This window comes from Pseudomonas sp. HLT2-19-2 (assembly GCF_054898005.1).
Genome location: NZ_CM142712.1, coordinates 3591439 through 3605680, shown reverse-complemented (window position 1 = coordinate 3605680; position 14242 = coordinate 3591439). Strand labels below are relative to the sequence as shown.

Annotated in this window: 9 protein-coding genes; 7 read left to right on the top strand and 2 right to left on the bottom strand. The window is 59.1% G+C overall.

The genetic code is table 11. The features are described from left to right. Nucleotides 1–50: 50 nt before the first annotated feature. Nucleotides 51–2000, bottom strand: a complete 1950-nt coding sequence (locus ACYZTU_RS16790) for a DNA topoisomerase III (protein ID WP_461964317.1) — start codon at nucleotides 1998–2000, stop codon at nucleotides 51–53. Nucleotides 2001–2381: 381 nt separating this feature from the next. Between ACYZTU_RS16790 and ACYZTU_RS16785 the strand changes: the two genes are divergently transcribed. Next, nucleotides 2382–2750 (top strand): DUF427 domain-containing protein, encoded by a 369-nt coding sequence (locus tag ACYZTU_RS16785; RefSeq protein WP_461964316.1) that lies wholly within the window; start codon nucleotides 2382–2384, stop codon nucleotides 2748–2750. A 69-nt stretch (nucleotides 2751–2819) separates the two neighbouring features. Here the strand turns inward: ACYZTU_RS16785 and lldD are convergent, their stop codons facing one another. Next, the gene (lldD, locus tag ACYZTU_RS16780) at nucleotides 2820–3962 is read right to left on the bottom strand and encodes an FMN-dependent L-lactate dehydrogenase LldD (RefSeq protein ID WP_461964314.1); all 1143 of its coding nucleotides are present in this window, start codon (nucleotides 3960–3962) and stop codon (nucleotides 2820–2822) included. Between the two features lie 555 nt (nucleotides 3963–4517). Between lldD and ltrA the strand changes: the two genes are divergently transcribed. From ltrA to nosZ, 6 genes are all read left to right on the top strand, one after another. Next, nucleotides 4518–5885, top strand: coding sequence for a group II intron reverse transcriptase/maturase (gene ltrA, locus ACYZTU_RS16775; RefSeq protein ID WP_131063531.1), 1368 nt, complete (start codon nucleotides 4518–4520; stop codon nucleotides 5883–5885). A 767-nt stretch (nucleotides 5886–6652) separates the two neighbouring features. Further along, complete coding sequence (locus tag ACYZTU_RS16770) at nucleotides 6653–7096, top strand: CopD family copper resistance protein (RefSeq protein WP_461964312.1); 444 nt, start codon at nucleotides 6653–6655, stop codon at nucleotides 7094–7096. Nucleotides 7097–7212: 116 nt separating this feature from the next. Beyond that, nucleotides 7213–8559, top strand: coding sequence for an oxygen-independent coproporphyrinogen III oxidase (locus tag ACYZTU_RS16765; RefSeq protein ID WP_461964310.1), 1347 nt, complete (start codon nucleotides 7213–7215; stop codon nucleotides 8557–8559). Between the two features lie 22 nt (nucleotides 8560–8581). Next, nucleotides 8582–9970 (top strand): oxygen-independent coproporphyrinogen III oxidase, encoded by a 1389-nt coding sequence (hemN, locus tag ACYZTU_RS16760; protein ID WP_461964309.1) that lies wholly within the window; start codon nucleotides 8582–8584, stop codon nucleotides 9968–9970. A 161-nt stretch (nucleotides 9971–10131) separates the two neighbouring features. Continuing rightward, nucleotides 10132–12255: a transcriptional regulator NosR gene (gene nosR / locus ACYZTU_RS16755; RefSeq protein WP_461971066.1), complete on the top strand. Its 2124-nt coding sequence runs from the start codon at nucleotides 10132–10134 to the stop codon at nucleotides 12253–12255. Nucleotides 12256–12311: 56 nt separating this feature from the next. Then, on the top strand, nucleotides 12312–14231 hold the full coding sequence (gene nosZ / locus ACYZTU_RS16750; protein WP_461964307.1) for a TAT-dependent nitrous-oxide reductase: 1920 nt from the start codon (nucleotides 12312–12314) through the stop codon (nucleotides 14229–14231). Nucleotides 14232–14242: the final 11 nt, after the last annotated feature.

Here is a 14242-nt window from a genome sequence, read left to right as displayed (position 1 = left end):
TGGGCTGGGCTTGAAGAACACTAGACCTTTATAGCTCGCTCGAAGTGCCGTCAAGCCTTGCTCGCCGGTTTTGCCGCGCGTCTAGTAGCCGTCGAGGGTTTGCGTTTGGCGGGCTTGCCTTTGTTTTTCCACTGCGTGGCACCGCGCCCGGCGGGGCTTGCCGGTCCGCTGATGGTCAGGCTCAGGCCGGCGCAACGGGCGACCTGTTTGCTCATCCACGCGGCCTGCTTGGTGACGAACTCTTCCAGGCTCATCTCGCCGCTCTGCACCATGTCCAGCGCCTGCTCCCATATCGCCGTGGTCCCCGGATCGGCGATGGCACGCGGCACGGCATCGATCAGGCTGAAAGCGGCCGGGGTAGCGGCCAGGGCCTTGCCGTTCTTGATCAGATAACCACGGTCGAGCAGGCCCTGGATGATCGAGGCACGGGTCGCTTCAGTGCCGATGCCGGTGGTGTCCTTGAGTTTCTGCTTCAGTAGCGGATCTTCTACCAGTTTGGCGACGTTCTTCATCGCCTTGATCAGATCGCCTTCGGTGAACGGTTTGGGCGGTTGCGTCCAGAGGTCCTTGAGCTTTACGTCGGCCACCGCGCAGTCACGCCCTTGGGCCAATGCCGGCAGTGTTTGCGGCGCCGGTACTTCGCGGCCCTTGGCCGGGGCGAGGGCCTCGGGCAGGGCGCGCTTCCAGCCGGGCTCGACGATTTGCTTGCCGACGGCACGCAAGGCTTCACCGGCGCAGTCAAAGTCGGCCTGGGTCCGGTCGTATTCATGGTTGGGCAGAAACTGCGCCAGATAACGCGCGCGGATCAGGGTGTAGACCGCCCGCTGCTTGCCCGCCAGTCGCTCGAGGTTTTTCGCCGCAGCGGTGGGGATGATGCCGTGGTGAGCGCTGACCTTGGCATCGTTCCAGGCCCGTGAGCGGCGCTGAGGCTCCAGGAAATCGTTCAAGGCGTTCAGTGCCGGATCAGCCTGCCTCAGCGCGGCAAGAATGCCCGGTGCTTCGCTGTGCTGACTTACGGGCAAATAACCGCAGTCGCTGCGCGGATAGGTGATGACTTTGTGGGTTTCGTACAGGGCCTGTGCGATGTCGAGGGTTTCCTGGGCACCGAGCCCGAGTTTCTTCGAGCAGACTTCCTGCAAGGTGCCCAGATCGAAGGGCAGGGGTGCCACTTCGCGCATCCGCTCGGTGCGCAGTTTGATGACCCGAGCACTCGCAGCGCTGTCAATCGCCGCCGCTGCTTGCTGCGCCAACGCTTGATTCAGGCAGCGATCCTGATCGTCGCAAACCTCGGAGGCCGCGCGCCACTGGGCGGTGAACGCGGTACCGTCGTGCAGCAGTTGCACATCGATGGCCCAATAGGCGACCGGTACGAAATCGGCGATGCTGCGATCGCGATCCACCACCAGGCGCAGGGTAGGCGTTTGTACCCGACCGACCGGTAATACGCCTTGATAACCGGACTGACGCCCCAGCAACGTGAACAGCCGGCTCATGTTCATCCCTATCAGCCAGTCGGCGCGGGAACGTCCCAGTGCCGAATGATAAAGACTAAAGGTCTCGGCCCCCGGCTTCAGGGCTGCCAATGCCTTGCGGATCGACGCATCGTCCAGCGCCGACAGCCATAGCCGCTGGATCGGCCCGCGATAACGGCAATGCTCCACCAGTTCCCGGGCAATCATCTCACCCTCACGGTCGGCGTCGGTCGCAATCACCAGTTCATCGGCCTCGCCGAGCAAGCGTTTGACCGTCTTGTATTGGCTGGCAGTACGCGGTTTAACCATCATCTTCCACTTCTCTGGAATGATCGGCAGATCCGCCAGTACCCAACGCTTGTAACGCGCGTCATAGGCGTCCGGCGGCGCGGTTTCCAGCAGGTGGCCGATGCACCAGGTCACCGTGACGTCCGTTCCCAACCAGCAGCCGTCGCCGCGACGTTTGGCGCCGAGGACGGCCGCAATGTCTTTGGCCTGGGAAGGTTTTTCACAGAGGTACAGCCGCATAACCACCATCGTTCAGTCGGTTTGAAGAGGTGAACAGAATGCGCAGGGAATGCGATTGGAGCAACCTTTATCTGTATGGATATACAGATAACCAGTTCAATTTGCTCTGGCCCTCTGGACGGCAGGTGCCGCCTAAGCTGCGGGTGTTTATTGAGTTGGTGGCGGCGCACATACCGCTGACGCGTTCCCCCGGGGCCTTGTGGCGAGGGGGCTTGTCGGAACGCCGCACCGCCCCGTTCGGCTGTGAAGCAGTCGCGGTACGGAAACATGAGGTATACCTATTAATCGCGGTCGCAGTTTTTGGGGCCGCTGCGCAGCCCATCGGGGGCAAGCTCCCTCGCCACAGGAGCGAGGGCGCTCCCGATAACCCAGGAGAATCTGATGAAAACCTCCGGTCCTAGTCCTGTCATCACCATCGCAGAGCAGCCGGGCTGCCTGCTTGTAAATTTTCACGGTATTCAGGTGGCCGCGTCCGCACGGGCGCTGGTGTTGCTCGAGGCCAACTATCCTCCGGTGTATTACGTACCGCGCGAGGACATCGATGAAAAGTACTATGCCCGCACCGATCACACGAGCTATTGCCCCTACAAGGGCGATGCCAGCTATTTCAGCCTGCAAATCCCGGGGCATGAAGGCGCTAACGCGGTGTGGAGTTATGAAAATCCCAAGGTGTCGGTGGAGCAGATTAAAAATTACGTGGCGTTCTATCCCGATCAAGTAAAGTTCGAGATTATTGAAAACTTCGAGTAATGGTCGCTTTCCAGGCATCAACGAAAACGCAGCGCATTGGCGCGGCGTTTTCAAGGTCAGGTGTTCAGCTCATCGGACGGCATCCACCAGCGTGGATTCATCAATCTGGCTAATAGAGGTCACCCCGGTCAAGGTCATGGCGACGCGCATTTCCTTGGCGAAGATATCCAGCATATTCTCCACCCCGCGTTGACCATCGGCGGCCAGTGCATAGGCCATGGAACGCCCCAGCAATACGCCTTTTGCTCCCAGCGCCAACATCCGTACGACATCAAGCCCCGAGCGGATGCCCGAGTCGACCAGCACCGTCAGATCATTACCGATAGCTTGCATGATGGGCGGTAATGCCCTGGTGGTGGAGAGTGCGCCGTCCAGCTGCCTCCCACCGTGGTTCGACACGACAATGCCATCCGCGCCAAAGCTGACCGCGTCCCTGGCGTCCTGAGGATCGAGAATGCCTTTGATGATCATCGGGCCTTTCCAGAAATCACGAATCCACTCCAGATCACTCCAACTGATCGAAGGGTCGAAGTTATTGGCCAACCAACCCATGTAGTCTTCGAGTGTCACGGCTTTACCAAGGTACTTCGAGATATTGCCCAAGTCGTGTGGACGCCCCATGACACCGACGTTGAATGCCCAGTCGGGTTTGGTCATGGCCTGAAGCATTCGCCGCGATGCCGCAAAAGGGCCTGACATGCCCGAGTGTGCGTCCCTGTACCGGGCGCCGGGTGTGGGCATGTCCACGGTAAACACCAGGTTCTTCACCCCGGCCGCCTTCGCACGCTCCAGTGCATTTTTCATGAAGCCCCGATCCTTCAACACATACAGCTGAAACCAGATGGATTGCTGGCTGTGTGCCGAGACTTCTTCGATCGAGCACACTGATACGGTTGATAGGCAGAGAGGGATGCCTTTGTTTTCCGCCGCTTTTACCGCCTGCACTTCACCACGGCGGGCGAACATGCCCGTCAGGCCCACCGGGGCCAATATGATCGGCATGGAAAGAGGTTGATCGAAGAGGGTGGTTTCAAGGCTCAGGGTTTCGACGTTTTTCAGAATGCGCTGACGAAGGCTGATGCCCGTCAGATCAGCGCTATTGGCCCTCAGCGTATGCTCTGCATAAGCCCCGCCATCAATGTAATCAAACAAAAAACGTGGAAGTTTTCGGCGTGCTGCCTCGCGATAGTCAGATGCGGATGAAATGATCATGAGGCCTCGGTCTGGTGAGTGGCGGGGCGGTGGTTGCGTCGAGCGTCGGATCAGATTAACGAAAACGCCCCCATTGCGGTAATGCTGTTCACTTAAGAAAAGTTTGGGATGAGATGGGGCACATATCCATTTCTGCGGTGGCGGCTGCTGACGGTTTCGCTTTTACAGCGACTCACTTGTGCGCCCAGCATGGGCGCCATCCTAGAGGTGAAAGTCCTCTCTTGAGCTGGCCACAGCGAATGAAGCGAAGCGCAACTGCATGAGGGCGACCGAGTGTGGGAAGGAAGCGTGGAACGTAAACCGCGAGCCGAGGTACACGAACCGCATCTGAGGCGTCACCGGTCAGGGCGAGCAGCCAAGTGACTGCGAAGCTCTTGTGGCCAAAGTGCCGGGGACGTAAATGCGGCGGTTGTGCGGTGAAGGATGGCGTTCTTACCTGGGGAGATCTCGCCTCATGCCTGAAAGGGCGACGGCGCAAGTCGGAGCGAGAAGTCAGCAGAGGCCGTAGTAGCTGCGTCGCAGCGAAGGGCCGAACGAGAAGGAGTGAGGTTCACCATGGCGATACAACAGGCCTTGCATCAGATGCCCGGGAAATCGGGGCGGGACGGAGCTGCGACGGGTGAAACCCGGCGCGAAGCGTCCAGCGATGAAGCCGGCTGTCCGCGCCATGACCCGAGCCACACGGGGTCAGGGCTTCTGCAAGAAGCCCTGACCAGAGAAAACCTGCAGCTGGCGCTCAAGCGAGTCCGGTCAAATAAAGGTGCTGCGGGCGTTGACGGTCTTGGGATCGATGAGACGGTCGAGCATCTGAAAACGGCTTGGCCCGTCATACGGGCGCAGTTGTTGGCGGGAACGTACCGGCCAAGCCCGGTGCGTAGAGTTCTGATTCCCAAACCAGAGGGAGGCGAGCGCAAGCTGGGCATTCCGACGGTGACGGACAGACTGATCCAGCAGGCGTTGTTGCAGGTTTTGCAGCCTCTGTTGGACCCGGGATTCAGTGATCATAGCTATGGTTTTCGTCCCGGTCGCAGCGCTCACCAAGCGGTACTGGCGGCGCAGCGATACATTCACTTGGGACGGGACATTGTGGTGGACGTCGATCTGGAGCAGTTCTTCGATCGCGTTGACCATGACCTTTTGATCGCTCGACTGAGCAGGAAGGTAACCGACCGAGGGGTTCTGCGTCTGGTCCGGGCCTATCTGAACAGCGGGACGCTGATCGATGGCGTAGTGGTAGCCAGTGAACGAGGGACGCCGCAAGGCGGCCCTCTTTCACCATTGCTGGCCAATGTATTGCTGGACGAGGTGGACAAGGAGTTGGAGCGACGAGGCCACTGCTTCGTCAGGTACGCGGACGATGCGAACGTTTACGTACACAGCCTCAAGGCCGGTCAGCGGGTAATGGCAGTGCTCCGTCGCCTTTATGACCGACTTAGGCTGCAAGTGAACGAGAGCAAGAGCGCGATTGCCAGTGCGTTTGGCCGCAAGTTTCTGGGCTACGGCTTTTGGCTGTCAGCTCAAGGCGAGGTCAAACGCTGGGTGGCAAGCAAAGCGCTGCAGACGTTCAAAAGCCGCATCCGACAGCTGACGTCTCGTAATGGAGGCCGAAGCATGTCGCAAGTGGTGGAAGGTCTGAGACTGTACCTACTGGGTTGGAAAGCGTACTTCGGTTTATCGCAAACCCCTCGCCTCTGGCACCGGTTCGATGAATGGATACGTCGACGACTCAGGGCCATCCAGCTCAAACAATGGAAAACCGGAAGGAGAACGTACCGTGAACTGCGCAAACTTGGAGCAAACCCTGATTTGGCAGCGGCAATAGCCGGCAACAGCCACAGGTTCTGGCACAACAGTGTCGGTCTGATCCATGGAGTGCTTACGGTGGCGTGGTTCGACCGGCTGGGTCTGCCTCGACTCTGCTGACCTCAACTTCTCGAACCGCCCGGTGCGGACCCGCATGCCGGGTGGTGTGGCAGGGGCGCGGCCAGATGGCCGCCTCCTATGCCGATTTCCAAACGCCGGAGTGCCGGCCCAGCGAAAAGTAAGCAAAAGGCTTTGCCCCTCCATTCGGTGCCTCGCCTAGGCTCGGCATGCCCTCACTCCGGCATTGCTCCGGGGGCCCGCCGCCATCGACCATCCATGGCCGGGGGCGGCTACCGCGGCATCCTTGCCGCGGTGCCCCCTGCGCAAGGCCTGCGTTCGGCCTCTGGGAAAGGGGCAGTAGATCAAAATCAAAAGCCACAGCCACAGCAAGATCAAAAGATCGCAGCCTCGTTTCACTCGACAGCTCCTACCGGGGGGAGGGGGTGTACGCACGCTCCTCACCACTCAACAGGCCGAGCGTTAGCTCGCCTGCAGCTTTTGATCTTGATGCACCGCCCCCTCGAGAGGCCCACGGAGCAGGACCGGAGCGAGGGCATGCCGAGCCTAGGCGAGGCACCGAACGAAAGGGGCAGAAGCGCTTTGGTTACTTTGGCGCTCTTCCAAAGTGACGCGCCGTAAGGGCGGAACCCTAAGCCGCCGTAACCGCAGAAACGGATATACACACGAGCTTGGGAGGTCTGCCGGTTTCTTGATCGGTGTCAACCACATGGCCAGGCGGGCTCTGTAGTCTCCAGAGACCGACAGCCAGTGCGCTCACGCCCCTGTTCGCCGTAGCGCGGGTTGCCTTGACTCAAGGCGAAAACTCCATGATCTATCCGCTGATTCTGACCTTGCATCTGTTTGCCGCCCTGATCTTCATCGGCACGGTGTTCTTCGAAGTCCTGTTCCTGGAAAGCATCCGCAAACAGTTACCCAGCAAAGTGATGCTACTGGTCGAACAGGGCATCGGCCGCCGAGCCCGCTCGCTGATGCCGTGGGTGCTGCTGGTGTTGTTCGGTGCGGGATTGGGCATGGTCTGGTTGCGTTACTTGCCAGCCCTTGCCTCACCCTTGGCCTCATCGTTTGGCACATTGCTGGCGTTGAAAATCGCGCTGGCCGTGAGCGTGCTGCTGCATTTCCTGGGCGCTATGTTTTTGTTCAAAAGCGGCCGAATGAGCCCGCGATACCTGCACTTCATCCATGGCAGCCTGTTTTTCCACATGGTCGTTATCGTACTGCTGGCCAAGGGTATGTTTTACCTGACGTGGTAATCGAGGCGCACCGGTGGTCCGTTGTGCAGACACTTCGCTTGCGCTTGACGCAAATCAAGGAGCATTGATGGTTAGATCCGCAGACTGAAGATCCGCAGCCAGTCTCGGAGTCCGTCATGCTCGATTTATTTCACAACCCAGGCGAATTGATCGCTCGGTGCGATCAAGGCGTGCTTGACCCCAACTGTCATGCCGACACGCAAAAATTTCATGACGGTATTGGCTCTCTGGATCTGCTTCGTGCACTGCGCGTCAGCCGCCAAAAGTGCCGGCCGCTGTCCCTGAACGTGCAGCTGCCTTCCAACCTCAAGCCGTCATCCTGTGCCCCGCGCGATAGCGCCGGCGAGCACTGCGGCATCGAGCAGTACCTTCAGCACCTGGAGCGTGAAATCGACCTCGTCGGTTGTCACCTGGGGGCGGAGCAACGAGTCGAGCAGTTCCATCTGGGGGGCGGAACACCAACGGCTGCCCATTTAGAGCGGCTGATGAGTCATCTGCGTGGCCGGTTCAACTTTCTTGAGCATGAGTGCGGCGACTACAGCGTTGAGGTGGACCTTCACCATACCGACTGGTCGACCATGGGCTTGCTGCGCGACCAGGGTTTCAATCATGTGAGCATTGGCGTTCCGGATATCGACGCCGACTGTGACAGGTCGGTGGCCTGCTACCAGAACCCGGCGCCGATCCACTCGCTCATGGATGCCGCTCGCACCTTTGGCTTTCGATCAATCAACGTCGATCTGGGTTTCGGCCATGCCTGGCAGACGCCAGACAGTTTTGCTCTGAAGCTGGCGACCATTATCGAGCTGGAACCGGACAGGCTGATGGTGTTCGACTATGCCCGGCCACCACGCCGCTATCGGCCGGTACACGGTGACAACGTCAGAGAGCTGTGCAGCCAGGGCGATAAAGGCGCGATGCGCCAGATCTGCTTTGAGCAACTGACGTGCGCGGGTTATCACTACATCGGTCTGGGGCAGTTTGTCCGACCCGATGATGATCTGGCGATCGCCCAGGAGCGAGGCCGGTTACGCCGTACCTGTGAGGGGTTCTCCCGTCACGGCTATTGCGATCATGTCGGATTCGGTTTGGGTGCCATCAGCCAGATCGACGATTTGTACACGCAAAACACCGATGAGATTGAACGTTATCAGCAGCAGTTGGACATGCGGCAATTGCCGACGTGTCGAGGCTGGCGCTTCGGGGCGGGGGATCAGATCAGGCAAATGGTCATGGAGCGTTTGGCCTATGATCAGGAGCTGGATATCCGCGCCATCGAGAGGCGTTATGGGCTGGTTTTTTCAAAGTACTTCTGCGCTGTCTGGCCGTTGCTGGAGCAATTGAGCCGTGATGGATTGATTGAGTTGTCAGACCGTTTCATCAGCATTCTTCCCGCCGGTCGGCCGGAAGTGGATGCCATCTGCAGCCTGTTTGAAAAGGATTTGGGCGATGCAAGGCATTAACGCACCTGAGAGTTGTTTGATCATGAAACCTTCATTCGATTTCAATCGAACCCTGGTCGAAAAGTATGACCGCCCCGGGCCGCGCTATACCTCTTACCCCACGGCACCGCAGTTTCATCAGGCGTTTGCCGTTGACGACTATCAGCGTGCCGCCCGCGACAGCAATCAGGTGGCTGCGCCGAAACCGCTGTCGGTGTACATCCACATTCCGTTCTGCAAAAGCCTTTGTTACTACTGCGCCTGCAACAAAATCATTACCCAGAAAACCCATCGCGCCGTTGAGTACCTGAAATACCTCAAGCGTGAAATCGCGATGCAGGCAGCCTTGTTCGACAGCACGCGCAAACTCACTCAGTTGCACTTGGGTGGCGGCACGCCGACTTATTTGACCAGCGAGCAGCTGGCGGACCTGATGGACTGCCTGCACCAGGCGTTCAACATGGATGACAGCGATGACCATGAGTTTTCCATCGAGGTCGACCCGCGCACCATCAGCACCGAGCAGATCCAGTCGTTGCGGCAACTGGGCTTCAATCGCCTGAGCTTCGGCGTGCAGGATTTCGACCCCAACGTGCAGGCAGCGGTCAATCGCCAGCAAAGTGAAGAGCAGATTTATGCGCTGGTGGCGGCGGCGCGCGAGGCGCAATTCAAGTCGATCAGCGTCGACCTAATCTACGGTCTGCCCCTGCAAACCGTGCAGAGTTTCGACGTCACCCTCAGCAAGATTATCGCGCTGCGTCCGGACCGGATTGCAGCCTACAGCTACGCGCATTTGCCGGAGATGGTCCGCGCGCAACGACTGATTCGCTCCGCCGACATGCCGCCACCGGAGCGCAAACTGGAACTGCTCGAACTGACCATCCGCCGTCTGACCGAGGCCGGTTATGTCTATATCGGGATGGATCATTTCGCCTTGCCGGATGACGAGCTGGCGCTGGCCCGGGCCAATGGCACCCTGCAGCGTAACTTTCAGGGCTATTCCACCCATGCCGACTGCGATTTGATCGGCCTTGGCGTGTCGTCAATCGGCAAGGTCGGCGACAGCTACAGCCAGAGCGTCAAGGAGCTTTCTCAGTACTACAGCCGTATCGATCAAGGGATGTTGCCGGTGCATCGGGGTTACCGCTTGAACGCCGACGACCTGCTGCGCCGCGAGGTGATCAGCGACCTGATGTGCCATGGCCGTATCTCGTTCGACAAGTATGAAGCGGGTCATGGCATTCGCTTTACCGAGTATTTTGCCGAGGCGCTGGCACAGTTGGGCGAGCATGTGCGCGATGGATTGCTGCAGATTCATCGCGACGAATTGGTGCTGTTGCCACAAGGGCATTTGATGATGCGCAGTGCCGCGATGGCGTTTGACGCCTATCTGGGTGGTGAGCAAAAAGGCCAGTTTTCACGCACCGTCTGAGACATTGGAGCGTGTCCTATAATGACTTATGTTGATTTCAATCAAGGGCAGGGGGCGCAACGCTCCCTAACATGACCGCAAGCCCTTTTGAAATCAGCGAGCCCATGACAATCCATCAGCCTTCGATACACGGCAACCTGCGCGCCTGGGGCGTCGGGCTGATGGTCCTGCTGATGCTGATGCTCGCCACCTTCGACGGGGTTCAGGCCAAGCAATACGGTGACATCGAGCAGCAGCGCATCGAGAAAGCCTTCCCTCAGACTGACTCGGTTTCCGCCCCCGAAGGCCCGTTCAAGGTGCGCACGCTGTCCGCCGCCGGCAAGGTGCTCGGCTATGTGTTCCAGAGCCTTGACGTGGTGGATATTCCGGCCTACTCGGGAAAACCGATTAACACCCAGGTGATCCTCGACACCGCCGGCATGATTCAGGATGCCTATGTGCTGGAGCACCACGAGCCGATTTTGCTGATTGGCATCCCTGAGGCAAAACTTCACGGCTTCAGCGCCAAATACAAAGGGATCAAGGTCAGTCAGCGGGTTGTCGTCGGCCATTCCAGCGATCCGAATGCGGTCACCGTCGATGCCATCGCCGGCGCAACGGTCACCGCCATGGTGGTCAACGAGGTCATCATGCGCGCCGCCCACGAAGTGGCCGTATCGCTCAAGCTGGTCGAGGACACGGGCGCTGTGGCGCGCAAGCCTGCCACCGTGCGCCAGGACTTTTTCCAGCCCGCCACCTGGGAACAACTGACCGGCAACGGCGCCATCCGCCGCTTGAACCTGACCCGTGGCCAGGTCGACGCCGCCTTCAAGGGTACCGAAGCCGAAGGCGTCGACAACGCCAGCGCCGATCAGGTTGATGAGACCTTTATTGAGCTGTACACCGCCGACTTGAATCCACCGACCATCGGCCGCGCGCTGCTGGGCGACAATCAATATCGCTTCCTCATGCAAGACCTCAAGCCCGGTGAGCAAGCCATCGCGGTGCTGGGTCGTGGGCTGTTTTCCTATAAAGGCTCGGGGTATGTGCGCGGCGGGATTTTCGATCGGGTGCAGTTGCGTCAGTTTGGCAACGTCATCAGCTTTCGCGACATGGACCATCAGCGGCTCTCCGACGTGTTTGCCAAGGGCATGCCGGAATTCACTGAAATGTCGATTTTCATTGTTCGCGAACCGGTCCGGTTCGATCCGGGATCGCCCTGGTCCCTGGAATTACTGGTGCGTCGGCAGACCGGTCCGGTCAGTGGCACGTTCAGCAGCTTCGAACTGCCTTATCAGCTGCCCGAGCCGTACCTTGAACGGCCACTGCCCAGCGCCGAAGAACGGGCCGCCCTCGAGGAAGCCAGTCGGCCGATGTGGTTGACCATCTGGTACCAGAAACACTTCCAGATCTCCGTACTTGGGACCGCGTTGCTGCTGCTGACGGCGATCCTGTTTTTGCAGGACAAATTTACCCGCCGGCCGCATTTTCTGCACTGGCTGCGCCGGGGTTACCTGGTCTTTACCGTGGTGTTTCTCGGCTGGTATGCGCTGGGGCAGTTGTCGGTAGTCAATGTCCTGACCTTTGCCCATGCGCTGTTCGATCATTTTCGCTGGGAGCTGTTTCTCACCGATCCGCTGATCTTCATGCTCTGGGTCTTCACCGCAGCGAGCATTCTGTTGTGGGGCCGCGGCGTGTTCTGCGGTTGGCTGTGCCCGTTTGGTGCCTTGCAAGAGTTGATCAACGAGGCCGCACGCAAGCTGAAAATCCCTCAGTACGAACTACCGTTCGCCGTGCATGAGCGGCTGTGGGCGATCAAATACATCATTTTGCTGCTGCTGTTCGGCCTCTCCCTGGAGTCGATGTCCACCGCCGAGCTGTTTGCCGAGGTGGAACCGTTCAAGACCGCCATTACCCTCAGGTTCGACCGCCAGTGGTGGTTCGTGCTCTACGCGGTGGCGCTACTGGTCATCAATCTCTTCACGCGCAAAGTCTATTGCCGCTACATCTGCCCGTTGGGCGCAGCGCTGGCGATTCCGAGCAAATTGCGCCTGTTCGACTGGCTCAAACGCCGCAAGGACTGCGGCAGTCCCTGCCAACTGTGCGCCAAGGAATGTGAGATCCAGGCGATTCATCCCGATGGCCGGATCAATGCCAACGAGTGCCACTACTGCCTCGATTGCCAGATGACTTACCACAACGACAACAAATGCCCGCCGCTGATTAACAAGCGTAAGAAGCGCGGCAAGCCGGCACCCGCCGCTGTGCAGCTGATACCTGTCGTGGAAGTCACCGCTCTGGAATGAACCCCGCGAGCGCCTGTGCGCAGCGACCGTTTTTATCCCTTCAAGGAACACACCTCATGAACGACACAGAATCCAAAAAAACCACTGAAGTGCCTGAACCGACCGGCCTCAGTCGTCGCGGCTTCCTGGGCACCAGCGCGGTGACCGGCGCGGTACTGGCCGGTGCCACGGCCATCGGTGGCGCGGTCTTCACTCGCGAGACCTGGGCGGCAGCGGCCAAGGACGCGCAACTGAAAACCCACGTCGGGCCGGGCGAACTGGATCAGTACTACGGTTTCTGGAGTGGCGGCCATCAGGGTGAAGTGCGGATCATGGGCATTCCGTCAATGCGCGAGTTGTTGCGTGTTCCGGTGTTCAACGTCGATTCCGCCACCGGCTGGGGCCTGACCAACGAAAGCAAACGGATCATGGGCGACAGCGCCCATTTCCAGAACGGCGACTGCCACCACCCGCATTTGTCGATGACCGACGGCAAGTACGACGGCAAGTACCTGTTCATCAACGACAAGGCCAACAGCCGGGTTGCGCGTATCCGGCTGGACATCATGAAGTGCGACAAGATGCTCACCGTGCCCAATGTGCAGGCCGTTCACGGGCTGCGCCTGCAAAAAGTGCCGCACACCCAGTACGTGTTCGCCAATGCCGAGTTCGTCATTCCACACCCCAATGACGGCAGCACCTTCGACCTGCAGGACAAGAACAGCTACACCATGTTCAATGCCATTGATGCCGAGAAGATGGAGATGGCCTTCCAGGTCATCGTCGACGGCAACCTGGATAATACTGACGCCGACTACACCGGCAAGTACGCGGCTTCGACCTGCTACAACTCGGAGAAGGCCTACGACCTGGGCGGCATGATGCGCAATGAGCGCGACTGGGTAGTGGTATTCAACATCCAGCGCATCGAAGCGGCGATCAAGGCTGGTAAGTTCATCACCTTGGACGGCTCCAAAGTCCCGGTGGTCGATGGACGCAAAAACGAGGGCAAGGACAGCGCGTTCACGCGTTACATCCCGGTGCCGAAGAACCCCCACGGGATCAATATGACGCCCGATGGCAAGTACTTCATTGCCGCCGGCAAACTCTCGCCCACCTGCACGATCATCGCCACCGCGAAGCTGGATGATCTGTTCGACGACAAATTCAAGGACCCGCGTGACGTGGTGGTCGGCGAGCCGGAACTGGGTCTGGGCCCGCTTCACACCACCTACGACGGGCGCGGTAATGCCTACACCACTCTGTTTATCGACAGTCAGGTGGTTAAGTGGAACGTAGAGGAGGCCGTTCGCGCCTACACCGGCGAGAAGATCAACTACATCAAGCAGAAACTCGACGTGCAGTATCAGCCAGGCCACAACCATGCGTCGCTGACCGAAACCAGGGAGGCTGACGGTCAGTGGCTGATGGTGCTCAGCAAATTTTCCAAAGACCGCTTCCTGCCGACCGGCCCGCTGCACCCGGAAAACGATCAACTGATCGATATTTCCGGCGAGGAAATGAAACTGGTGCACGACGGCCCGGCCTTCGCCGAACCCCACGATTGCATCATGGCCCGTCGTGATCAAATCAAGACCAAAAAAATCTGGGACCGCAACGACCCGTTTTTCGCCGAAACCGTGGTGATCGCCACCAAAGACGGGATCAAGCTGGAGACCGACAACAAGGTCATCCGCGACGGTAACAAAGTCCGCGTCTACATGACCTCGATGGCTCCGGCTTACGGCCTGCCGGAATTCACCGTCAAACAGGGCAACGAGGTCACCGTAATCATCACCAACATCGACCAGATTGAAGACGTGACCCACGGTTTTGTCATGACCAACCATGGCGTGAGCATGGAGATCAGCCCGCAGCAGACCTCATCGATCACCTTTATCGCCGACAAGGCCGGCCTGCACTGGTACTACTGCAGCTGGTTCTGCCATGCGCTGCACATGGAAATGGTCGGCCGCATGAAGGTCGAGAAGGCCTGACCGTTGCCCAT

Coding starts and splice junctions, on each gene's coding strand:
- ACYZTU_RS16790 (WP_461964317.1), bottom strand. CDS start 2,000: ATGCGGCTGTACCTCTGTGAAAAACCTTCCCAGGCCAAAGACATTGCG.
- ACYZTU_RS16785 (WP_461964316.1), top strand. CDS start 2,382: ATGAAAACCTCCGGTCCTAGTCCTGTCATCACCATCGCAGAGCAGCCG.
- lldD (WP_461964314.1), bottom strand. CDS start 3,962: ATGATCATTTCATCCGCATCTGACTATCGCGAGGCAGCACGCCGAAAA.
- ltrA (WP_131063531.1), top strand. CDS start 4,518: ATGGCGATACAACAGGCCTTGCATCAGATGCCCGGGAAATCGGGGCGG.
- ACYZTU_RS16770 (WP_461964312.1), top strand. CDS start 6,653: ATGATCTATCCGCTGATTCTGACCTTGCATCTGTTTGCCGCCCTGATC.
- ACYZTU_RS16765 (WP_461964310.1), top strand. CDS start 7,213: ATGCTCGATTTATTTCACAACCCAGGCGAATTGATCGCTCGGTGCGAT.
- hemN (WP_461964309.1), top strand. CDS start 8,582: ATGAAACCTTCATTCGATTTCAATCGAACCCTGGTCGAAAAGTATGAC.
- nosR (WP_461971066.1), top strand. CDS start 10,132: ATGGTCCTGCTGATGCTGATGCTCGCCACCTTCGACGGGGTTCAGGCC.
- nosZ (WP_461964307.1), top strand. CDS start 12,312: ATGAACGACACAGAATCCAAAAAAACCACTGAAGTGCCTGAACCGACC.